The sequence below is a fragment of the Dyadobacter sp. OTU695 genome (assembly GCF_038440355.1).
GTDB lineage: Bacteria > Bacteroidota > Bacteroidia > Cytophagales > Spirosomataceae > Dyadobacter.
Genome location: NZ_JASATN010000003.1, coordinates 305,110 through 325,756 on the forward strand (window position 1 = coordinate 305,110; position 20,647 = coordinate 325,756).

At 48.9% G+C, this 20,647-nt stretch carries 21 protein-coding genes and 1 riboswitch; of the genes, 13 read left to right on the plus strand and 8 right to left on the minus strand.

Going from position 1 to position 20,647, the window contains the following annotated elements:
- Positions 1 to 13 precede the first annotated feature (13 nt).
- Entirely contained in the window at positions 14 to 1,351 is a 1,338-nt protein-coding gene (locus AAHB90_RS09375) for a DEAD/DEAH box helicase (RefSeq protein ID WP_342084672.1), read from the plus strand.
- Between the two features lie 68 nt (positions 1,352 to 1,419).
- Positions 1,420 to 2,160 carry a tetratricopeptide repeat protein gene (locus tag AAHB90_RS09380; protein WP_342084673.1) on the plus strand — a complete coding sequence of 247 codons (741 nt, stop codon included), beginning with the start codon at positions 1,420 to 1,422 and terminating at the stop codon, positions 2,158 to 2,160.
- Positions 2,161 to 2,211: 51 nt separating this feature from the next.
- Here AAHB90_RS09380 and AAHB90_RS09385 read toward each other — a convergent pair whose 3' ends face one another.
- Entirely contained in the window at positions 2,212 to 3,288 is a 1,077-nt protein-coding gene (locus tag AAHB90_RS09385) for a DUF5074 domain-containing protein (protein WP_342084674.1), read from the minus strand.
- 10 nt (positions 3,289 to 3,298) lie between these two features.
- A complete protein-coding gene (locus AAHB90_RS09390) occupies positions 3,299 to 5,233 on the minus strand; it encodes a TonB-dependent receptor plug domain-containing protein (RefSeq protein WP_342084675.1) in 1,935 nt (644 codons plus the stop codon).
- Positions 5,234 to 5,268: 35 nt separating this feature from the next.
- A riboswitch (cobalamin riboswitch) is annotated at positions 5,269 to 5,470 on the minus strand.
- 64 nt (positions 5,471 to 5,534) lie between these two features.
- Between AAHB90_RS09390 and AAHB90_RS09395 the strand changes: the two genes are divergently transcribed.
- Positions 5,535 to 6,455, plus strand: a complete 921-nt coding sequence (locus AAHB90_RS09395; protein ID WP_342084676.1) for a DMT family transporter — start codon at positions 5,535 to 5,537, stop codon at positions 6,453 to 6,455.
- On the opposite strand, the gene AAHB90_RS09400 is transcribed toward AAHB90_RS09395, so the two are convergent.
- Complete coding sequence (locus tag AAHB90_RS09400) at positions 6,452 to 6,814, minus strand: glyoxalase superfamily protein (protein WP_342084677.1); 363 nt, start codon at positions 6,812 to 6,814, stop codon at positions 6,452 to 6,454. The two genes, AAHB90_RS09395 and AAHB90_RS09400, sit on opposite strands and share 4 nt — an antisense overlap.
- A gap of 80 nt (positions 6,815 to 6,894) precedes the next feature.
- Here AAHB90_RS09400 and AAHB90_RS09405 point away from each other — a divergent pair, with 80 nt between their 5' ends.
- The 3 genes from AAHB90_RS09405 to AAHB90_RS09415 all read left to right on the plus strand — a co-directional run bounded on the left by AAHB90_RS09405 (position 6,895) and on the right by AAHB90_RS09415 (position 7,999).
- Positions 6,895 to 7,470, plus strand: coding sequence for a thioredoxin family protein (locus AAHB90_RS09405; RefSeq protein ID WP_342084678.1), 576 nt, complete (start codon positions 6,895 to 6,897; stop codon positions 7,468 to 7,470).
- 101 nt (positions 7,471 to 7,571) lie between these two features.
- Positions 7,572 to 7,769, plus strand: coding sequence for a type II toxin-antitoxin system HicA family toxin (locus tag AAHB90_RS09410; protein WP_342084866.1), 198 nt, complete (start codon positions 7,572 to 7,574; stop codon positions 7,767 to 7,769).
- The gene (locus AAHB90_RS09415) at positions 7,766 to 7,999 is read left to right on the plus strand and encodes a type II toxin-antitoxin system HicB family antitoxin (protein WP_342084679.1); all 234 of its coding nucleotides are present in this window, start codon (positions 7,766 to 7,768) and stop codon (positions 7,997 to 7,999) included. Before AAHB90_RS09410 ends, AAHB90_RS09415 begins: the two co-directional genes overlap by 4 nt.
- 15 nt (positions 8,000 to 8,014) lie before the next feature.
- Here AAHB90_RS09415 and prfA read toward each other — a convergent pair whose 3' ends face one another.
- Positions 8,015 to 9,088, minus strand: a complete 1,074-nt coding sequence (prfA, locus tag AAHB90_RS09420; protein ID WP_342084680.1) for a peptide chain release factor 1 — start codon at positions 9,086 to 9,088, stop codon at positions 8,015 to 8,017.
- Positions 9,089 to 9,220: 132 nt separating this feature from the next.
- Here prfA and AAHB90_RS09425 point away from each other — a divergent pair, with 132 nt between their 5' ends.
- Positions 9,221 to 9,805: a hypothetical protein gene (locus tag AAHB90_RS09425; RefSeq protein ID WP_342084681.1), complete on the plus strand. Its 585-nt coding sequence runs from the start codon at positions 9,221 to 9,223 to the stop codon at positions 9,803 to 9,805.
- Positions 9,806 to 9,850: 45 nt separating this feature from the next.
- Here AAHB90_RS09425 and AAHB90_RS09430 read toward each other — a convergent pair whose 3' ends face one another.
- Together AAHB90_RS09430 and AAHB90_RS09435 are read right to left on the minus strand one after the other, a co-directional pair.
- Positions 9,851 to 10,726, minus strand: a complete 876-nt coding sequence (locus tag AAHB90_RS09430) for an aldo/keto reductase (RefSeq protein ID WP_342084682.1) — start codon at positions 10,724 to 10,726, stop codon at positions 9,851 to 9,853.
- Between the two features lie 30 nt (positions 10,727 to 10,756).
- Positions 10,757 to 11,080, minus strand: coding sequence for a hypothetical protein (locus AAHB90_RS09435; RefSeq protein ID WP_342084683.1), 324 nt, complete (start codon positions 11,078 to 11,080; stop codon positions 10,757 to 10,759).
- A 281-nt stretch (positions 11,081 to 11,361) separates the two neighbouring features.
- On the opposite strand from AAHB90_RS09435, the gene AAHB90_RS09440 reads away from it, so the two are divergent.
- A complete protein-coding gene (locus AAHB90_RS09440; RefSeq protein ID WP_342084684.1) occupies positions 11,362 to 11,697 on the plus strand; it encodes a single-stranded DNA-binding protein in 336 nt (111 codons plus the stop codon).
- A gap of 56 nt (positions 11,698 to 11,753) precedes the next feature.
- Here the strand turns inward: AAHB90_RS09440 and AAHB90_RS09445 are convergent, their stop codons facing one another.
- Positions 11,754 to 13,238 carry a xylulokinase gene (locus tag AAHB90_RS09445; RefSeq protein ID WP_342084685.1) on the minus strand — a complete coding sequence of 495 codons (1,485 nt, stop codon included), beginning with the start codon at positions 13,236 to 13,238 and terminating at the stop codon, positions 11,754 to 11,756.
- A 308-nt stretch (positions 13,239 to 13,546) separates the two neighbouring features.
- Between AAHB90_RS09445 and AAHB90_RS09450 the strand changes: the two genes are divergently transcribed.
- The 5 genes from AAHB90_RS09450 to AAHB90_RS09470 all read left to right on the plus strand — a co-directional run bounded on the left by AAHB90_RS09450 (position 13,547) and on the right by AAHB90_RS09470 (position 19,084).
- Positions 13,547 to 15,010 (plus strand): M20/M25/M40 family metallo-hydrolase, encoded by a 1,464-nt coding sequence (locus tag AAHB90_RS09450; RefSeq protein ID WP_342084686.1) that lies wholly within the window; start codon positions 13,547 to 13,549, stop codon positions 15,008 to 15,010.
- Positions 15,011 to 15,035: 25 nt separating this feature from the next.
- Positions 15,036 to 15,845, plus strand: a complete 810-nt coding sequence (gene ispE / locus AAHB90_RS09455; protein WP_342084687.1) for a 4-(cytidine 5'-diphospho)-2-C-methyl-D-erythritol kinase — start codon at positions 15,036 to 15,038, stop codon at positions 15,843 to 15,845.
- 88 nt (positions 15,846 to 15,933) lie between these two features.
- Positions 15,934 to 16,545 carry a cytochrome c oxidase subunit 3 gene (locus AAHB90_RS09460; protein ID WP_342084688.1) on the plus strand — a complete coding sequence of 204 codons (612 nt, stop codon included), beginning with the start codon at positions 15,934 to 15,936 and terminating at the stop codon, positions 16,543 to 16,545.
- Between the two features lie 74 nt (positions 16,546 to 16,619).
- Positions 16,620 to 17,795: a helix-turn-helix domain-containing protein gene (locus AAHB90_RS09465; RefSeq protein ID WP_342084689.1), complete on the plus strand. Its 1,176-nt coding sequence runs from the start codon at positions 16,620 to 16,622 to the stop codon at positions 17,793 to 17,795.
- An 89-nt stretch (positions 17,796 to 17,884) separates the two neighbouring features.
- The gene (locus AAHB90_RS09470; protein ID WP_342084690.1) at positions 17,885 to 19,084 is read left to right on the plus strand and encodes an acyltransferase family protein; all 1,200 of its coding nucleotides are present in this window, start codon (positions 17,885 to 17,887) and stop codon (positions 19,082 to 19,084) included.
- On the opposite strand, the gene AAHB90_RS09475 is transcribed toward AAHB90_RS09470, so the two are convergent.
- A complete protein-coding gene (locus tag AAHB90_RS09475) occupies positions 19,065 to 20,642 on the minus strand; it encodes an OmpA family protein (protein WP_342084691.1) in 1,578 nt (525 codons plus the stop codon). The genes AAHB90_RS09470 and AAHB90_RS09475 overlap by 20 nt on opposite strands.
- Between the last annotated feature and the right edge of the window lie 5 nt (positions 20,643 to 20,647).

Genomic DNA, 20,647 nt, shown 5'->3' on the forward strand with positions numbered 1-20,647 from the left:
GTAACTTTGCCGAATGCAGACTACGCAAAACTCATTCGAACAATTCAAGCTCAACCGTCAATTGCTCAACGCGATTGAAGAAGCGGGTTACACCGAACCGACACCCATTCAGGAGCAGGCGATACCCATTGCCCTGGCAGGGCAGGACGTTCTTGGCATCGCCCAGACAGGTACCGGCAAGACCGCCGCTTATACATTACCCTTATTAATGCGTATCAAATACGCTCAGGGACAGCATCCCCGGGCACTGATTATGGCCCCGACCCGGGAGCTGGCGATGCAGATCTCCGAGGCTATCACGCAACTTTCGAAGTATACTGATATCCGCACGGTTGTTCTCTACGGCGGTGTGGGGCCGAAAACCCAGATTGAAGAGCTTCGAAAAGGGGTCGATATTATTGTAGCCACACCCGGGCGCTTTATGGATTTGTATTTCCAGGAAGAGATCGTGGTGAAGCACCTGAATGTAATGGTGCTCGACGAGGCCGATAAAATGATGGATATGGGCTTTATGCCGCAAATCCGCAAGCTGTTGGAGGTGATCCCCAGCAAAAGGCAGAATATGCTGTTCTCGGCCACATTTTCAGGTAAAGTAGAAAACCTTTCTCACGAATTCCTTGAATTTCCTACCCGAATAGAGGTAACTCCGCAAGCTACTGCCGCCGAGATGGTTACGCAGGTGCTTTATGAGGTTCCCAACTTCCGCACGAAGGTCAATTTGCTTTCCTACCTATTGGAGGACAAGGAAACCTTTACACGCGTGCTCGTATTTACACGCAGCCGCGAGGTGGCCGGGCTCGTGCATCAAAATCTCCTGAACAGCGTAGTCCCAGAGGCGGAACTCCGCGTAATACATGCCAATAAGGGCCAGAATACCCGCATCAATGCAATGGAGGCGTTCAGGGAAGGGAGTATCAGGGTAATGGTCGCGACAGATGTGGTAGCGCGGGGCATCGATATTACGGAAGTGAGCCATGTGATCAATTTCGATGTGCCACTGATCTATGAAGACTACGTACACCGGATCGGACGGACCGGCCGTGCCAATATGGTAGGCAATGCGATCACTTTCATGACCATTGCCGACGAATACCATATCCGTAAAATTGAAGCGATGATCCGCACGGAAATTCCGAGAGCGGAGTTCCCGGAGGAAGTTTACATTGCCGAAACACCCTTCCAGGAGCGGCAGGATATGCTCCGCGAGATCGATAACCAGCGGCGGAAGGACGATCCGACGTTCAAAGGGGCATTTCATGAGAAAAAACACAACTATCCGGTGGCAAGGAAAACTTCGGGGAATACCAGTAAGGGGCGCAGAGGAGCAGCCGGAAGAAGTAAACGAAGGTAATGCAATACTATTCCAATAAAACCGTTTAACTTGGACAATAGAAACCTGTTCTTCTATTAAAGTCAATTATGAAAGAGTCTGTTGTAATTTGGCTTGCCTTTTTGATACCTGTAATGAGCTTTGCTCAAAACACGCATCTGGCAAGCGCGGGTCCAAGCACAGATACCAACGTTGCCCCCAAAAAGCCCCTTGATTTAAAAGAGAGGCGCATTATCCCGCTCTTCGGGGAAGTGAGTAAGACATCGGAGCAGATTGATGAAGAGATCAAATTCCTGAGTGAATGCGACAAATCGTTTTCCAGCCGTGCAGAGGCCAGCAGCTTTTTCGCGACCCGCGCCTGGGAATATTTGCAGGAAGGTTCTCTGGACACAGCCTGCTACCGCTTCAATCTCGCCCAATTGTTGAACGACAAGAATGTGGAGGCTTACTGGGGGCTTGGAGTTGTATCGTACCAGCGCGAAAACTGGGTGGACGCCAAAAGAATGCTGAGCAAGGGCGTAAGCCTGCAAGGAGACAATGTACCGCTGCTGGTGGATTTATCGACGGTTGAACTCAAACTGTACGCGATTACCAGCCGCAAAGAGGAGTTGGATGAGGCGGCTGAATTGCTGAAACGTGCGGTTTCCATTGATTCTACCTACGCGCTCGGCCAATACAATCTGGCATTACTGCATTATAATCTCAACGAGCTCGACAAGTCGTGGGATCATTTGCACAAGGGGCGAACGCTGGATTTCAACCAGCTGAATCTCGACTTCGTAGAACTTCTAAAAGCCAAGTTGCCCGATCCGCAAGGATTTTTTAAATAGGGCTGGCGGTTAAAAAAATGAAAGTCTCCCAAGCGGGAGACTTTTTTTATGTCATTGGAAGAAGAAGCCTGTCGGCGCGATGCCTACCTTGATCGAATCCACCACGCTCCCATCTGCGCGGTAGCGCACTGCGTAGCCTGCCTGCGTGTACGATGGGCTCACGCCTGCGTAAAGCAATCCCTGCGACGGATCGACCGCAAGACCGACGAATGGACGCGGGATAAGAGGCGTTACCATGGCGATCTGCGTATCGGAAATGGAGAACTTATAGGTGGCGCCATGCTCTTTAAAAGCATCATCGTACCACGAAAGCACGAAGAAAATTGACTTCAGGTCATTGCTGAATGTAAAATTACCTGGTGTTTTACTACCGCCGGTAGCGATAGCCAGCGTTGCTTCGGTTGCATTGGTTTCGGTATTAATGCGCAGCATCTTATCGCCGGTATTTACCCATAATTTCCCGTTAGCATCGATGCCCACGGGGTTGGCACTGCCTGATGTGGCAATCGGAGATGTAGATTCATCGGAAGTCGTATTGATAATCGCCAGCTTGCTTCCGGCACCCCATTGGGTAGTTCCAACGTAAAGTTTGCCATTAGCGTAGACCAGGTTTTCTGGTCCGTCGGCCACATTAATCTTTTTAGTAACCTTTTTGGTAGTAAGGTCGATAACCGCAATGTAGCCGGTCGAATACTTGGCAACGTCGGTTCCCCAGCACGAAACATATGCCTTTCTGCCGACGATCACTACTTCGCGGGGATTCTCGATATCCGGTGCGCCGATCGAACCTTCATCTTTGAAAGTGTAGCGCTCTACGAACTGCACCTTATCCTGGCCCGCCGCTGAGTTATCGACGAGGATAATGCCTTGTTCTTCGGAGGCCGCGTAATCCTGCACGCCGCCCTTCAACGCCGTTCCATTTGCTATGGCAAAAATGTCGGCGGTAGCAGTGGTGTTTTCCCGTGCGAAATAGGAAATCGCACCGTTGTTCTGGGAGAAATTACCCTCATTCATTACAAAAACACCACTCACATAATCGCCCTTCGGAGCTGGGTCGCTTTGGTTACAGGACCATACCGCAAGGGTTGAAAAGGCTATTGCTAATGAACTGGCTAACTGTTTTTTCATTTTCATTGATTTATTGAGAATCGTAACTAAAGGTTAAACTTAATGCAAAACTTCTTCCCGGCATCGCATTATTTCTGACATTTAAATAAAACGTGTCGGTGACATTACGTACCTGCCCCTGTAAAACCAACCTGAATTTGTCGAGCGTAAAGGTCGTCGCAGCAAGCAGGTTCACCAGGCCATATCCATCGAGGAACTGTGAATTGTCGAAAGTTGTATAGCGCTTGCCAGCCGCCTGCAACTGGCCTGTAACCCTCATGGCTTTGAATTGGACGAATGCATTGGCATTGGCTGAATGCTCCGGTACAAATACCAGCTGCTTACCCACGATATCCTGCGAATAATTATCATAGGCTTTTTCCTGGCCGCTTCTATTGAATGCGTAACCGGCATCCAGTCCGGTTTGCCAGGAGCCACTTTGGCGGTGATAATTTAACTGCAATTCGATTCCCCTCGCCAGCACCTGTTGCAGGTTTTCCACGCGGTAGTTTCTGGAAGGGTTCCAGTAAGTCCAGTCTTTGATGCGGTTGTGATAAAAAGTCGCTGAGGTACGCAGTGTGCCGCCAAATGCCGCTTTGAATGTCTGTTCGAGGGCAAGCTCTTTGTTCCAGCCTGTTTCGGGACGGATCTCAGGATTCCCAAGGTCCTTCCAGTAACGTTCGTTCAAAGTAGGAACACGGTAACTCCGGCCATAAGAGCCTTTCAGCAAAAGGTTGTAAAGTGTTTTTTGAATTAAACGGTATTCCAAACCAATGGATGGCGTGAATGGCGGATTGAAGCCGGTAACGAGCCCTTGCCTGAGATTAACGGATGCCGTCACCCGATCCGCCGGTTGCCAGCGGGTCAGCAAGAAAAAATCAGTGCGATTCTCGGTCGCGGGCGACTGTGCGTACCCGGGCACACGCGAGCGGTAATGCGTCCATTCTCCCCCGGTTTTGACCGAAACAGGATTAACATTGCTTCCAAGATTTAATGTAAAGTCCTTTTCGATTCTTGAAGAAAACTTATCAGTTACCGAATGGTCGGGACGGGCGAGGTCGCCTTTGGCATAATCGATGATGTCGCGTACCCAGGCTGTGCGGAGCGTGAGCGTCCGAACCTGATAGCGGACCATGGTGCGGTATGCCGTGGTTCGGGTCATTTCGCGGCCTTGCTCATCGTCAGGGGTGAGCGTTAGTTTGTTGTCGGTAAGCCAGACATGTGCAGAGATTTCCTCGTCGCTCCGTGAATGTAAAAACAGGTCCTGCACAATGCCTTTTTGAAAAGTTTCGGTAGGCAGAAGCGTATAGGTATTCCGGACCGGTTTTGGGTATTCGTTGTTCATTCTGCCATCGTAAAGCGCCGTTTTGCCCGAAAATGCCCATTGGCTGTTCACCGGCCAGGCATACCGGACGTCGGTTTGAGTCTGGGGATTGTTAAACGTATCCTGTTGCCTGCCAACAGACACATGAAATGGCTTTTCAGATGCGCGGCTGCCCAGCAAAATACTACCACCCACGGCATCGGAACCGACAATACTTGCCGCTGAGCCGTACTGTACCGAAAGCTGATCAAAACCAGCCACGGGGATCGTCGAAAAATCTGTCTGCCCGAGGGTAGGGGCATTGATATTGAGTCCGTTCCAAAGAACTGCCGTATGGTTTGCGGAGGTGCCGCGGAAGGATGCCGTACTCAGCTGGCCGGGCCCGTAGTTTTTAAATGCAACTGGCGTGTAAGCGGATAAAACGTCGCCGATATTTTGAAACCGTACCTGAGCAAGCGAGGCGGAATCGATGCGCTGGATTTTGAGGCCGCTCATGAATTTTTCCGGTACAAATGCTCTTACCGTAACGGGATCAAGTTCAATGGAGTCTCTTTGTGCATAACCGGGCAACGCCAGTGCAAAACTTGCCCATAATATCCAGTAACACACAAATCTCCGGTCGGTAATCACTCTAAATCGCAATGATGGCGGCGATCTTCCGTCTTTCCTCCGAAAACGATCCGATCAAATGCTCTGGCAGGTCTCCTGGCTCGTCTTTCGCGTCCGGAGCCTTCCCGTCGCAGGACAGTGGCATGAAGAATCGGACGCGTATTGGCAGACTTACAGTTGCGGGGACAGCTTCCGGCTTTCGCGGAATTCCCTATTAAGCCTAATCGCTGGATAGAAGCAGCTTATGGCACCAAGCAGGAGCAAAGTTAGGCATTTCCGCCGACTTTCGGTTGTGTGGGATAACCGCTATCTTTGTGGCAAATTCCGATTGCCGTTGGCCGCTTCTACCGAAAATTTTTCGAACTCATCTTCTCTGAAAGGCATCTACCTTATGCTGGGAGCTGCATTTTTCTTCTCGCTCACATCGGCGATTTCGAAATGGCTCGGCAGGGACTTTCACATTGTTCAGCTGGTTTTTTTCAGGAATATTGTCGGGGTAGTATTTATCATCAGCAGTATCTGGCGACGGCCGCTGAGGCAGGAGGGTGGGAAGCTGGGACTACTCATTTTCAGGGGCGTAGTGGGTACTTTGTCACTTTATATGCTTTTTTACGCGATCCAGACCCTCGGGCTCGGGCGCGCATCGACATACCAATATACCTATCCTATATTTCTCGCACTTTTCTCCTGGCTGCTTATCGGCGAAACGCTCAACGGAAAGGAATGGATGGCAATATTCGTCGGTTTTACGGGTATTTTGTTCGTCTTCCGGCCTGATCTGTCGTCTTCCCTGCGGGACAATGCGTTGGGATTGGGGAATGCGTTGCTGACAGCCGTCTCCTACCTCTCGATCCGTCAGCTCGGCGTCGTGTACGATACCCGGGCGATTATCCTTTCATTTATGCTCAGCGGCATTGTTATGCCTATTTTGTCGATGCTGGTCGGGACTTACTACCCCATGGAACACCTCGATTTTCTGATAGGGACATTCAAATGGCCGCAGAATGCCTATCAATGGCTTGGTTTCCTCGCATTGGGGCTTACTGCGCTCCTGGGACAAAGAATGCTGACACAGTCGTTCACGTTCGATAAGGCCGGGCGCGTCGCTGCGGTGGGTTATTCCAATATCCTTTTTTCGGTGCTAATCGGGTTTTTAATGGGAGAAGCTATTCCTTCCCTGTCGATGCTGACGGGCATGTTACTGATCATCGCGGGCGGCATTATGGTGTCCCTGGCTAAAATCAAAAGAGCTTAAAGCCGCTCGTTAAACGCCAGCCGGTTCATAAACGGGTCGATTACCGTGACCGAAATGGCATCCCAGGGTTCCTGTTCAAGGCCGGGGCGGTTGTATTTGTATTGTTTTTCGTTTAGCTCTCTGTGGAAATCCCGCACGCCGGTGCATTCGATGAATATTTTAGCGCCGGGAGTACTGTCGCCATGGTGTTCCGACAAGTGAAGTGTAAGGCCGCCGCGCGAAATTTGCATATAAAGTGGTGCGTCATCCGAATACCGGTGCTCCCAGTCGATCTGGAAACCGAGCCAGCCGATGTAAAACTCCCTTGCTTTGGTTTCATCAAAAATGCGTAAAATTGGAATGATTTTATGGGCTTCCATGTCAATTCTGTTTAGAGGCCTGCATCTCGCAATCATTTAAGGCCGAGGCTTGTTTAAGATAAGAAATCTAAAAAATTACCATGAAACGACTCCTGTCATCGCTGATAATATTTCCGGTAATGCTTGTATTTCTCGCCGGTTTCAAGGCTGATACCGGCAACAAGCCAACCCCAGGGGTACCTGCTGAGGGAATTCAGTGGCTGACCATTGAAGAAGCATATGCCAAAATTCAGAAAGAGCCCCGTAAAATTCTGATCGACGTCTACACCGACTGGTGCGGATGGTGCAAGGTCATGGATCGTGAAACGTTCAAAGACAAGGCCGTAACCGAATATATCAATAAGAAATATTATGCCGTAAAGCTTGACGCAGAGCAAAAGGGAACGATCAAACTTGGTGACAAGCAGTTCAAGTACCTCGAACAGGGCGGTCGCGGTATCAATGAAATCGCATTGGCTTTAACCAACAACCAGCCAAGCTATCCGACCACAGTCTTCCTGGACGATCATTTCAACATGATCCAGCCACTGCCCGGCTATTTGAAAGCCAGGGAATTTCACCAGATCATTACCTTTTTCGGAGAAGATTATCACAAAAAGCAAGACTTCGAAAGCTACAAGGCAAAGACTTACGCGCAGTTGTATCCTGCTAAATAAGCTGGTAGCTGTTTACTCAACTTCCTGTATAAATAGTTTTTAATCAATAGCAGACAGGTGTGCTCGATCGCCGCCCCTCTGTTAGTGTATTAATCATTTATGTGAAGTGCAGTGAATTGTTGAGAATATTAAAAAGTGATGGTTGGTTTGTGGTGAGGCAAGAGGGTAGTCACGTGATGATGCGACATTCGACTAAGCCAGGGCGGTTGGTTGTCCCTGATCACGGTTCGAAAGAAGTGAAGAAAGGATTGTTGGCAGCGTTGTTGAAAATGGCAGATATTAAAACTAACAAGAGATGAGCAAACCTCAAATAGTGATGGATATTGTCAAGGAAGACGAGGGTTATAGTGCAGTGGCTGACATCGCCGGAAGGCTAATAGGCACGCAGGGCGATACTTTGGAAGAATTAAAAGAAAACATCCTCGAAGCGGTGAATTTGGCTTTCTCCGAGGATGATTTCAGATATACTATTGACGAGATCGAGCTCCGGGGTGTCTCTGCCAATGCTGCCCAAAACTCATTGCATTAAGCTGTACGATAATTCTTAAACTGTTTCTCCTTCCTGCATTCTTTCCGCATTTTCAGCAATACGCAGTTTCTCGATTAGCTCGGCAATGTCGCCTTCCATGACAGCCGGAAGATTGTACACGGTATATCCAATCCTGTGATCGGTAATACGGCTTTGCGGGTAGTTGTATGTCCGGATTTTGTCGGAGCGGTCGCCGCTTCCCACCATGGATTTACGCTGCGAACTGATCGCGTCATTGTGTTTCTTTAATTCGATCTCGTACAGGCGTGAGCGCAGTACGCTCAATGCGCGGTCTTTGTTTTTGAGCTGTGAACGTTCGTCCTGGCAACTTACCACGAGGCCGGATGGAATGTGGGTCAGGCGTACCGCCGAATAAGTTGTGTTAACCGATTGTCCTCCCGCACCTGACGATTGGAAAGTGTCTATGCGAACGTCGTTCATATTGATCTGCACATCGACTTCCTCCGCTTCCGGGAGTACCGCCACCGAAGCAGCCGATGTGTGAATGCGACCCTGAGATTCTGTTTGGGGCACACGCTGTACACGGTGCACGCCCGATTCGAACTTCATTTTACCGTACACATCCTCTCCCTCGACTTTACAGATAATCTCTTTATAGCCGCCATTGGTGCCTTCGGTATAGTCCATCACCGACGAGCGCCAGCCCATTTTTTCAAAAAAGCGCTGGTACATTCTGAAAAGGTCGCCGGCAAAAATAGCAGCTTCGTCGCCACCAGTACCGCCGCGAACTTCAAGGATGATATTGCGGCTGTCGTTGGGATCTTTCGGAATAAGCAGTTCCTTGATGGCCTGTTCCAGATCTGCTAGCTTCGGAACAAGCTCATCGAGCTCTTCTTTTGCCATTTCGCGGAGATCTTCGTCTTTTTCAGTCGCTATAAGTTCCTTGGTGCCGGCGATGTCCTTCTGCAACTTCTGGTAAAGCGCATATTGCTCCACGATCTTGCCGAGGTCTTTATATTCCTTACTGATCTTGGAATAACGTGTGGAGTCGGAGACAACTTCCGGTTGTATGATTTGCTGAGAAACCTCTTCAAACCGTTCTTTTATAGCTTCTAATTTATCGATCATCTTTATTGAATATCTTTGGCACCTCGCATTCGGGGCACAAAGATACGCATTTTAGCTAAATGAATGGTTTCAAGGGGCTGGCTGCGTATCGGGCATAAAACCGTTTGATGGATTAAACTAACATTTGGGACAATGAAAAGAATAATATTTATCGCAATGCTGGCGGGTATTCTGACAGGTTGCGATTTTAAGAGCGGCCGCATTGAAAACACAAAGGAGTTGAACCGGGAAATCAAAGCCTCGCAGATCAAACGGGTCACTAATGTGCAACTGGTGTCGTCGGCGGACGAGTGGGGAAAGAAAATTGCGCAGATCGCGGAGAAATCTTTAAGGAGCGAACTTGAAAAAAATGCTGATAAAGGCCTGAAACATTGCCAGGATCTCAGTGGCATCCCGGTTGTGGCAGCCTTGCAAAAAGAATACGGCGTAAAGGTTCAATTGCTTGGTACGAAGGACCTTAAAAGTGCTTCGCTGTATCCAAAGGAACGGGAAATTCTGGATGCCTATGCGTACAGCGCAAAAAGCAATACGCAGGCCGGAGACAATCTGCAACAGCTGAACGACACCTTGCTTGTCTACAACGCACCTGTGGCCGCCGGGAGCATTATTTGTAAAAAATGTATGGTTGGTCAGGACACAACGTTCGCCGTCTGGCGGTTGCTTTTCAACAAAAAGGAAATCATCAGAAAGCTGGATGCGAAGCAGTTAAAAGACTGATAGGTAAAGGAGTATCGCCGTTTTCTGACAATACTCCCTCGTTTTTTATTTCCCGACAACCTGGTAAATCTCATACCAATCTTCCCGGCTTAGTTTGACGTCCGAAGCACTCGCGCCGTTGCGGATACGGGCTTCCGAAAGCGAGCCTATAATAGGCAGTGTACCCAGTTTCATGAGCCAGGCGACGGCGGTTTGTTCGATGTTGGCGTCGTATTTTTTACCAATCTCTTCTAATTTTGCTCTTAACCGAACGGCTTTTTCGTCGGTACCGTTCAGGATTTTACCTCCGGCCAGGGGTGCCCAGGCGAGGGGTTTGCTAAAACTCTGCTTAATAAAATCGATGCGTCCATCTTCGATCGCGGTTGTATTCATCAGGTTCAGCTCGATATGGTTCGTAACGATCGGAATGCGAAGGTAGGACGCGAGCAGCTGGTGTTGAAATACGGTAAAATTCGCCACGCCGATGTGTTTTGCCTTTCCCGAGGTCACGACTTCTGCCAATGCCATGGCTGTCTCTTCGGGGTCGGCGAGCAAGTCGCTTTGGTGTAGCAGAAAGATGTCCAGGTAATCCGTCTTGAGCCTTTTCAACGAACCGTTGATGCTATTGATAATGTGCTCACGCGAATTATCGTAATACGTCAGGTATTTATCGTCCGACCTTCTGATGCCGCATTTGCTGAACAGGACAATGTCCTCCCGCTTGAACGACTTGTGGGCGATAATCTTGCCGAAGTGCTCTTCAATCGTATGGTCGCCGTAAACATCAGCATGGTCGAATGTGTTAATACCCAGATCGAGGCAGAGGTTGACCGTTTTTTCAATTTGAGTGGTGGTAATGGCACCTTCGTCGGTCCATCTCCAGAACCCATAAATGGCTTCCGAGACCTTCGGTCCGGAATCGCTGAGGCTTACTTTTTTCATCGGTGGTAGTTTGAATTCCTGCAAAAATATCTATTTCTCCAATCGTTTATCCTTTACGATAAGATAAAAATCATTGTCCAGTTCGAGGTAGCCGTAGTCATAAACGAAGTGGTAGATGCTCCCTTTGAGGGTCGGTCGGATGTTGGTTATAAGGTTAAAATCAAAGCCTTTGGCTAATAGAATGTGCTTGGTTGTCTTGGATTTATCGTCCGGACAAAGCTCTTCCAGAATCCGGCGGTTCTTCCGGAGCTGGTTATTAATATTCCTTATCAAGTTGTGGGAATCCGAATTGAGACGGTTATTAAAGCTGTTCCGGCACATATCGGAACAAAACTTTTTGTCGATCCTACCCATAAGGGGTTTACCACATTCCTGGCAATTCTTCATGGCCTTTTCGTTTCGCCGTACCGCTTGAAGTCCGGCAGTGTGTATATATTTTCCTGAGTTGCAATATAGTAAAATTCACTTGCCACGTTCGCCAGCCCATGTTTTTCCGTTTGCAAACGGTTGCAAATGTTTTCATATGACTATAAGCAGTTAAAAACCGACTGCATTCTTCCGACCCACACATCTTTGCATTGCCGGTTCGTATTACCCGGTCCGGCATTGGTATTCATCATCTAAACATTCTCAAAATGAACACGGTAAAATTAATCGGAAATGTAGGCCGCGACATCAATGTAAAGGAGTTTGAAGGCGGTAAAATGCTCAGCTTTTCACTGGCAACAGACGAAGGCTATCTTAATAAGCATAAAGAAGAGGTCAAGAGTACAGCCTGGCACACGGTAGTCGTATGGCGGGAATTGGCGCAGCGTTGCGAGACATTCCTCAGTACGGGAAAAATGGTTTCGATTGAGGGCCGGCTAACTTACCGGCAGTATGTCGACAAAGACAATCGCACAGTGAGGCGCGCGGAAGTGACTGCCCATAAGGTGGAGGAAGTACAGAAGAAGCAGGAAGCGGCAGTATGACGGCATTAATAGCAATAGTCCTCATGCCTGGATGGGCATGAGGACTGGAATGCTGATCAGAGACTCTTTTCGAGGGTGGCTTTCCAATTGCCGTAAGCCTCGCGGGTCGCCTGTACGAGATTGGTGTCCGGTTCGATAGTGCGCAATGCCGTAAGGCCAACGAATGCCTCCTCACGGTTTTTGTAATAGCCGAGTCCGAAGCCGGCAGCGCGGGCTGCACCCTGTGCACCATCGGTATTGTACAGTTCAACAGTAGCACCGGAGACATTGGCAAAAGTTTCCCTGAAAACGGGGCTCAGGAACATATTGGCTTCGCCCGCCCGGATATTTTTCAGCGAGACGCCTACTGTTTCCATGATTTCCATGCCGTAATACAATGCGAAGACAATTCCTTCCTGCGACGCACGCGTGAAGTGACCGAGCCCGTGACGGCTGAATTGAATGCCCTTGAACGTGCTTCCGGGATCCTGGTTTTCGAGCATGCGCTCGGCGCCGTTGCCGAAGGGCAGGCAGAATAGTCCATCGGACCCCACAGGCGCTTGCGCAGCCAGGTTGTTCATTTCAGGGTAGGAAACATTTCCCTGGAACAGCGCATTACGTAGCCAACCATTCAGGCTTCCCGTCCCGTTTACGCACAGCAAAACGCCGTAACGTGACGCCGAAGAAATCGGGTTCACGTGAAGGAAGGTATTGACCCGTGATTTCGGATCAAATTTGATCTGATCGCTCACGCCATATACTACTCCGGATGTCCCGGCAGTTGCGGCAACTTCGCCGGGTTCCAGTACATTAAGCGAAAAAGCGTTGTTAGGTTGATCGCCGGCGCGGTAGGTGACGGGAATCCCCGCCCGCAAGCCAAGTTCGGCAGCGGCAGCGGCTGTTACCTTTCCTTGCTCGGCAAAGGTTGGAAGCACTTCGGGAAGGATATTTTGGCTGAACCCGAAATGATCAAACAGGAAATCGGCAGGGCGCTGGTTAACAAAATCCCAGAATATCCCTTCCGAGAGGCCGGACGGTGTTGTTACAACCTCTCCGGTCATGCGGGCGGCAAGGTAATCGCCGGGGAGCATAAACTTGTGGACCTTCGCATAAACCTCGGGCTCGTTCTGTTTCACCCAGCCTAGTTTGGAAGCCGTGAAATTGCCCGGGGAGTTCAGCAAATGAGGCAGGACATATTCTTCGCCCAATGCGTCCATTGCCTGGTTCCCTACTTCGACAGCACGGCTGTCACACCAGATGATCGAGGGGCGGAGAACGTTCAGATTTTCATCCACCACGACGAGCCCGTGCATCTGGTACGATATGCCGATTGCGCCCACTTCTTCGGGAGACACGTTTGCCTTTTTGATCACAGCCTGAGAAGCCAGACAAGCATTTTCCCACCACATCTGGGGCTGCTGCTCGGCGAAACCCGGCTTGGGGGCTGCAATAGTCATTTCCCTTTCAGGATAGAATGCGGAGGCGGCAACTGCCCCGGTATCTGCGTGAATCAAACAAGCTTTGACGGACGAACTGCCTAAATCGAATCCAAGGAAATACATTGCGAAATATGATTATTTTGATTTAAAGTGCTTCAATGTTTAAATATAAGTGCTAAAAAGTACAAAAATGTTCAAATAAGTTTAAGAAAAGAAACATAATAAGTGTAATTTTTACACTTAAATTTAAATGTGCGAAATAGATGTGGGAAAGCGATGCAGGAACAGCCAGAAATTGGGTATATTAATGACAGGATGAAACTAAAGGGTTGATTTTAGGGTCTCCTTTGTGTTTATCTTGCAAGAGGTCAAATATCTATGCGATATTTGAGGAAAAATTTCAAGTTGGCAGACATCCTTTATCGGGAATTATGAAGAAAGTTGTACAAGTCTTACTCATTGGTGGGTTGTTTTTGTTGTTTTCGGAATTTCGCCCAGTCGATAAAAAATGGGAGAAGCCGTTCTCACGCCTTAATAGGGAAATCAGGGAGAATAGCAAAGCTTATGCAACACTCGGAGATGCAACCAAAACCATCGGGCACCGGCTTACCGGAAGCGTAAATGGCGAAAAAGCGGAGGAATATGCGTTCAAGCTTTTGAAAAGTTATGGCTTCACCGATGTTGTATATCAACCTTTTGAAGTAGAGGCGTGGATGCGGGACACGGTGACATTGTCCATCGCGCCCGGCAGCAGCGACAACTTTCGCGACGTTCCTGTCGTCTCACTTGCCCACTCGCCCGTGGAGTCCAATTTACACGGAGAGATAGTAGATGTCGGCAACGGATTGGAAGAAGACTTTCTGGCCTTGAAAGATAAGGTGAAAGGCAAAGTTGCGATGGCTAATATTAACCTGGTCGGCGTAACCGGCAAGAAGAACTTGCACCGGTCGGAAAAGACCGCGTTGGCTATTAAGTATGGCGCGCGGGGAATGATCATGGTCAATGGTGCGCCCGGCAAAATTCTGCTCACCGGAACCGCATCGGTTACCGGTGCCATTATCTCCATCCCGGCAGTTTGCATATCGAATGAAAGCGGCCTCGAAATCAGGAAATGGATTAAAGATGAGGGCCCTCTGGAAGCGCATATCGATATGCACAATATATCGAAGCCAATCAGAGCCCGCAATGTAATTGCAACGCTAAAAGGAAAATCCGACGAAAAGGTTATTATCGGTGGCCACCTGGATTCGTGGGACCTTGCTACGGGCGCGATCGACAACGGGATCGGTTCATTTGCCGTAATAGATATAGCCAGGGCATTCAAGGCACTGAAAGTGAAACCCGAGCGGACCATCCAGTTTGTGTTGTTCATGGGAGAAGAGCAGGGGCTACTGGGGTCGAAACATTTTGTGAATGAGCTCAAAAAGTCGGGAATGATCGATAAGGTGTCCTATATGATGAACCTCGATATGACCAACGATCCGAACGGGGCCAATACATTCGGGCGGGATGAAATGACGGAATTCTTTGCAACGGTAGGCCAGGCTATCCGCTCCGTGGATGGCGACTATAAAAATGAAACGACAAACCGGGCAGGCTTGCACAGCGACCATCAGCCTTTTATGCTCGAAGGTGTACCCATAGCGGGCCTGTCGGGGCATCTGGATCCTAATGTGTTGCAATGCTATCATGCGGATTGTGATGATTTCAGCCTGGTAAATAAAGATCAATTGGAAAATACGGTCCGCATCGCTTCCATGTATTTGTACGCATTGTCTAATGCTGAGAACATTGCCGTGAAGAAATTGTCGGATCAAAAAACCCGTGATTATTTGATATCGCAAGGATTGAAAGAAGAACTCATTATCGGCCAGGAATGGCGCTGGGAACAGTAAATTATGTGCCGCAATTGACAGTATAATGCTAGTATTTCCGAATGCCAAGATCAATATCGGTTTAAATATCGTTGAAAAGCGCCCGGACGGGTTTCATAATATCGAGTCCTGTTTCTACCCCGTAGGTTGGTCGGATGCGCTGGAAATTACTTTGGCGGAGACCTTTTCGTTTCATGCTGACGGGATCGCCATCCCGGGCAATGCAGCGGATAATCTTTGTACAAAGACATACGAAATGCTCAGAAGGGATTTTAATCTGCCTCCCGTCAAAATTCATTTATTGAAAACCGTGCCCATCGGTGCCGGGCTTGGTGGTGGGTCCGCAGACGCGGCGTTTACGATAAAAGCATTGAATCAGCTGTTCGATCTTGAGATTTCGGTTGAAGAGCAGGAGCGATATGCGAGATTAATCGGCAGCGACTGTGCCTTCTTTATTAGAAACAAACCCATGTATTGCTTCGAAAAAGGTGACCGGTTCGACGATATCGATATCCATATTGCCGGAAAATGGATTGCGATGGTGAATCCCGGAATACATATATCGACTGTTGAAGCATATTCCGGTGTAGTCGCGAAACGAAGCACTGAAAATTTACGTACTATACTTCGGGAGCCTATTGCGGAATGGAAAGACAGGGTCAGAAACGATTTTGAAGCAACGCTTTTCAAAAAACATGCTCTCTTAGAAGAAGTAAAGGAAAAATTATACGACCTCGGAGCGGAGTATGCTGCCATGAGCGGTTCGGGATCGACACTGTTCGGTATTTTCGGAGCGGAACAAAATGTGAAACAACATTTCCCCGACTTTCGTCTGTGGCAGGGTTTTCTTAAATAAAATTAACCTTCGGGTTATGTATTAAGGTGTAAATAAGTCGTTATATTCACCTTGAATTGCGCTTTTCGAAGATATCAATGATTGGGAGATGAGTCCGAAGCACACAACCAGGCAAACTGAAAATCCTTTCACCAAACGACGTGAGCCGCTTGGCTTTATGCTTTGGCTGGGAGTTGCAGGTAGCTCGGTGCTGTTTACGTCCATCTTTGTTATTTTTCTTTTACGCGCCCACAAGGAAACGGCCCATTTGGTTGCGCTGCCGGATATGTTCTGGCTGAGTACGCTGGTGATCCTGTTCAGCAGTATCACCCTTCACGAGGCCAACCTTGCTTTCACAAATGAACGCTTTCTGCATTACCGGGTATTTCTGGGCGCTACGCTGATACTTGGGTTCATTTTTATCATGTTGCAGACAGGAGGATGGATGGAAATGGTCAATTCCGGGGTGTTCAGCGGCGTCAATACGTCCGAAGGATTTATTTACCTGTTAACCGGCCTTCACCTTCTCCATATGATAGGCGGCGTATTGTATTTGAGTTACCTGTTCAGAAAAGCCATCAAGAACAGAAGTTATGTGGACTCGTTCGTATACAGCGTCAATCCCCCGAACCGCCTTCGCATCAGGCTCTTCACCCGCTACTGGCATTTTACGGGCGCGCTTTGGCTGGTTGTCTTTATTTTTCTGATCGTGCTTTACTAAGTACTTTTCCAGTTGATTACTATTCCTGAATTGCTTATTCGAATTCGTATATTTGGAATCCGAGATGCAATAACATGATCCCCGCTTCGCCGCCAATCCGTACCGACCTTTTTTCATTGTTCATGCTGCTGGGTTGTGTACAGGGTTTGATACTCGCGTACTTTTTCCTCTCGCACGCAAAAGGGAGTAATCGCTCGAATCTTTTTCTCGGCATTCTTATCCTGGCTATGTCGGTAATTATCAGCGATGTGTGGTTAGGATATACCAATTATATGTTTCGGGTGCTGTGGCTGGTCGATTTCAGTGAACCGCTGAACCTGCTGATGGCCCCGGCGGCATTTCTTTATACCAAAACAGGCGTAAATCAGCGGGTATCCCGGCGGGCATGGATGCATTTCATCCCTTCGATGGTCTACCTCGCATATATGAGCATGCTCATTTACCCGCAAAGCCTGGCATTCAAGTATAATGCCAACATTGGCTCTTTCCATCCTGAACTAGAAAGAATTGCGGCCACAGCCTATGGAAGCGAATGGATGTTTTATCCGAAATGGCATATCAATGACCTGACGTTCGTGAGTATGGTCATTTACAGTGTCGCCGGCTTCTGGTTTTTGGCCAAGGTGTTCCGCGAACGTGGGGTCTCGTTTTTTACGGGTGAAAAAAGTTCGCTTTCGTGGTTCAGGGATATGTCTTTGCAGCTCACATTCCTGATATTAGTCTTCTTCGTTGTCCGGATTTCATTCAGGCACGACCTCGGCGACCATATTATCGCCGCATTCATTTCCCTGATCATCTATATTATCAGCTTCACGGTACTCAGAAAATCACTCTTTTTTCACGAACAGAACGAGCGGGCCGCCCGGAAATACGAAAAGTCTTCCCTGACCCGGGAAATACAATCTGCAACGCTGGGCAAACTGGAAGCGGTAATGCTGGCAGAAAAGCCGTTTCTCGATCCCGGCTTTTCCTTACCGACACTTTCCAAAAGGCTCGGCGTGTCGACCCATCATTTGTCGCAAATACTCAACGAGGAATTGAGGCAAAGCTTTTTTGACTTCCTCGGCGCATACCGCATTCAGGAGGCGCAGCGGCTGCTTGCGGATGAGGGTAATGCGTATATCAAGATCGAGGAAATCGGTCAGATGGTAGGGTATAACTCGAAGTCGGCTTTCAATACCGCCTTTCGGAAAATAACCGGCTCCACACCGTCGGAATACCGAAAAAAGCACGTCAATCAGAAGTTCTGACTTATCGGGAAGTACTTCGAACGGATCAGAACGGTCGTTGCGGTCCTGTTCAGGGCGCTAGTTTTGGGCATCACTCAAAACTATTTGTCATGGAAACAAAGCACGACCAATTTCAACCCACTTCTCCGAGCATCCGCCGATACGATCTCGATTGGCTGCGTGTGATCGCATTCGGGATACTTATCTTTTTCCACGTCGGAATGTTTTTTAACCATTGGGATTGGCACATCAAGAACAATGTCATAACGCACGCCGTCGAATGGCCGATGCGGTTCAGCAGTCAATGGCGGATGTCGTTGTTATTTATGATCTCGGGCGCGGGAGTCTATTTCGCTTTGGGAAGCCGCGGGCCGGGTGCTTTTCTGAAAGAGCGGTTTGTCCGGATTTTCGTACCGCTCGTTTTCGGGATGTTTGTGATCGTACCGCCGCAGATCTTTTTCGAACGGCTTACGCAAGGGCAAACCTATGGTTACGGGGATTTTTATAAAACCGTTTTCCAGTTTGTGCCCTATCCGCAGGGAAGTTTCAGCTGGCACCATTTGTGGTACCTGGTCTATATCTTCTGTTATTCGCTCGTGGGGCTGCCATTGCTGCTTTTGCTGCGTCGTTACACCAGTATCACGCAGCGTGTGGCTGCATTTTTCTCCAATCCGGCAATTTTGATAATTATACCCGTTCTTTGGCACGTTACCGGGAGCATTCTGCTGGCGGAGCATTTCCCGACAACACATAATCTGGTGCGGGATTGGAATGAGCATTTCCACGATTTTACGCTTTTCGTAACCGGTTTCGTGCTTTGCACCCAAACCCGCTTCTGGGAAACACTTCAAAAACACAGAAGGTTAATGCTGGGCATCTGGGTAACACTGACGATTGCCCTATATGCATTTTACTGGACGGTCGACAGGGATATGGATGCCATGCAGTGGCTTGTCTACGATATAATCAAAACGACCAACGCGTGGTGCATTCTGTTGTCGATCTTCGGATATGGGTATACTTACCTTCAATTCACTAATCCATTCCTGAAATATGCCAACGAAGCAGTATATCCGTTCTACATCCTGCATCAAACGGTGATTATCTGCCTGGCCTATCCGCTGATCCAGGCTCCTGTGCATTGGTTCGTCAAGTTTATGTACCTGTGCGTGGCAACCTTCCTGATTTGCCTGGGGGCCTATCATTTCCTGATCCGGCGGAGTAACCTCCTGCGCGTACTGTTTGGAATGAAAGCTGTGAAGAGACAGAGAAGTAGTGAGCCGGTAGCGCCTATTTCTTCAATATCTTAAATTCTACGCGACGGTTTTGCTGCTGGCCCTCGGGCGTATCGTTCTTGGCGACAGGCTTGGTTTCACCGTAACCCTTACTGGCAATGCGATCGGGCTCGATACCCTTTCCGATCAGGTATTCGCGGACGGTGTCGGCCCGCTCCTGCGACAGGTTTATGTTGAATTCCGCGCTACCCGTATTGTCGGTATGGCCACCCAGCTCAATGGCGAGCGTTTTATTCTCCTGCATTGAGATGGCAATTCGGTTGAGTTCAGGAAACGATTCGTCGCGGAGGGTAGCCTTTCCGGTGGCAAAGAAGATATTGTTAAGGCGCACGATCTGGCCTTCCTCGATCGGGATGAGTTTCAACGATCTGTTGGTAATTTCTTTGAAACTTTTGTTACCGTTGTTGGTGGTGTCGGTAAGATCAATGTTTTCCCCTTCTGCGATGAAATTAGGGGCAACGGCCCGCCAGCTATATTTCTGGCCGTAAGGAAGCACCAGCTTGTATTCCCCCGTGGTAGGATTGGTGGTAGCGGTCCCTACTTCCTCACCGGTGGCAAGGTCTTCGTAAATGATCGTGGCTTCAACGGGCTTGCCCGTTTTGGAATCGATCACCTTCCCGCTGATCATCACAACCGGGTCCGACGGCGGCACTACTGCAACCGGCGTTTGCGCCGAATCTGCCGGCGAAGGTTTGGGTTGCAGGTTGTAGCGAACAATGTCGCCTTTGCCTTCGGTATCCTTGAAAGAAACCATGTAAGCGAAATCCCCCAAGGCCGAAATGGTGTAGTAAGCATCGTAGCCGTCGGTATTGATGGCCGGGCCGAGGTTCACTGGCCTGCTCCATCTTTTCCACGATTTGTCAATCCGTTTGCTGTAATAAATGTCGTTGCTGCCTTGCCCGCCCTTCCGGTCGCTGGAAAAATAGAGCGTCACGCCATCAGGTGCAAGGAAAGGAGTTGTTTCAGTAAAATCTTCGGTGTTGATTTCGGCGCCGAGGTTGAGCGGTTTCGTCCAGCTACCGTCCTTTTGCTTAAAACTTACGTACAAATCGTCGACTTTGCTGTTTTTCTTCTCGCTGAAAGACATGACCAGCACCTTGCCGTCATTGGAAAGATAGCCGCAGTCGAACTGGCCTTTGCTGAGCTTGGTATAACCGGGAATATCCAGTTTGGTCGGGGCGGACCAGCCTTTTGCTGTTTTTTTACTCGTTGAAAAACCCCGTGTCTCATAAGTTCCGTTTTTGTATGCGCCCTTGATTAGAAGGGTATTGCCATCGGGTGTAATGCTGTAAAGGCTGTTGTAATCCTCTTTATTGAGCGGTGAGGGTAGCCTTCGTGCGGGCGTCCATTTGTCGCTTTTCAGTTCCGAAAACCAGATATCCTGGCTGCCTTTCGGGCCGTGCGTGTTCTGCGGATGGCTTACCCGCGAAAAATAGATCGTCTTGCCGTCGGGTGAAATGATCGGACTGATTTCGTTGTACTCGGTATTGACCGATTTCCCGAGGTTTTCCAGCTGTGCGTAGGCACAAATGGATGTGGCGACCGTAATGGCTAACAGGCAGAATGCACGCATTGTTC

Bases quoted from the DNA above. Each gene is read 5' to 3' on its own strand.
- AAHB90_RS09375 (WP_342084672.1), top strand. From the start codon at position 14: ATGCAGACTACGCAAAACTCATTCGAACAATTCAAGCTCAACCGTCAA.
- AAHB90_RS09380 (WP_342084673.1), top strand. From the start codon at position 1,420: ATGAAAGAGTCTGTTGTAATTTGGCTTGCCTTTTTGATACCTGTAATG.
- AAHB90_RS09385 (WP_342084674.1), bottom strand. From the start codon at position 3,288: ATGAAAAAACAGTTAGCCAGTTCATTAGCAATAGCCTTTTCAACCCTT.
- AAHB90_RS09400 (WP_342084677.1), bottom strand. From the start codon at position 6,814: ATGGAAGCCCATAAAATCATTCCAATTTTACGCATTTTTGATGAAACC.
- AAHB90_RS09405 (WP_342084678.1), top strand. From the start codon at position 6,895: ATGAAACGACTCCTGTCATCGCTGATAATATTTCCGGTAATGCTTGTA.
- AAHB90_RS09415 (WP_342084679.1), top strand. From the start codon at position 7,766: ATGAGCAAACCTCAAATAGTGATGGATATTGTCAAGGAAGACGAGGGT.
- prfA (WP_342084680.1), bottom strand. From the start codon at position 9,088: ATGATCGATAAATTAGAAGCTATAAAAGAACGGTTTGAAGAGGTTTCT.
- AAHB90_RS09425 (WP_342084681.1), top strand. From the start codon at position 9,221: ATGAAAAGAATAATATTTATCGCAATGCTGGCGGGTATTCTGACAGGT.
- AAHB90_RS09430 (WP_342084682.1), bottom strand. From the start codon at position 10,726: ATGAAAAAAGTAAGCCTCAGCGATTCCGGACCGAAGGTCTCGGAAGCC.
- AAHB90_RS09435 (WP_342084683.1), bottom strand. From the start codon at position 11,080: ATGGGTAGGATCGACAAAAAGTTTTGTTCCGATATGTGCCGGAACAGC.
- AAHB90_RS09440 (WP_342084684.1), top strand. From the start codon at position 11,362: ATGAACACGGTAAAATTAATCGGAAATGTAGGCCGCGACATCAATGTA.
- AAHB90_RS09445 (WP_342084685.1), bottom strand. From the start codon at position 13,238: ATGTATTTCCTTGGATTCGATTTAGGCAGTTCGTCCGTCAAAGCTTGT.
- AAHB90_RS09450 (WP_342084686.1), top strand. From the start codon at position 13,547: ATGAAGAAAGTTGTACAAGTCTTACTCATTGGTGGGTTGTTTTTGTTG.
- ispE (WP_342084687.1), top strand. From the start codon at position 15,036: ATGCTAGTATTTCCGAATGCCAAGATCAATATCGGTTTAAATATCGTT.
- AAHB90_RS09460 (WP_342084688.1), top strand. From the start codon at position 15,934: ATGAGTCCGAAGCACACAACCAGGCAAACTGAAAATCCTTTCACCAAA.
- AAHB90_RS09465 (WP_342084689.1), top strand. From the start codon at position 16,620: ATGATCCCCGCTTCGCCGCCAATCCGTACCGACCTTTTTTCATTGTTC.
- AAHB90_RS09470 (WP_342084690.1), top strand. From the start codon at position 17,885: ATGGAAACAAAGCACGACCAATTTCAACCCACTTCTCCGAGCATCCGC.
- AAHB90_RS09475 (WP_342084691.1), bottom strand. From the start codon at position 20,642: ATGCGTGCATTCTGCCTGTTAGCCATTACGGTCGCCACATCCATTTGT.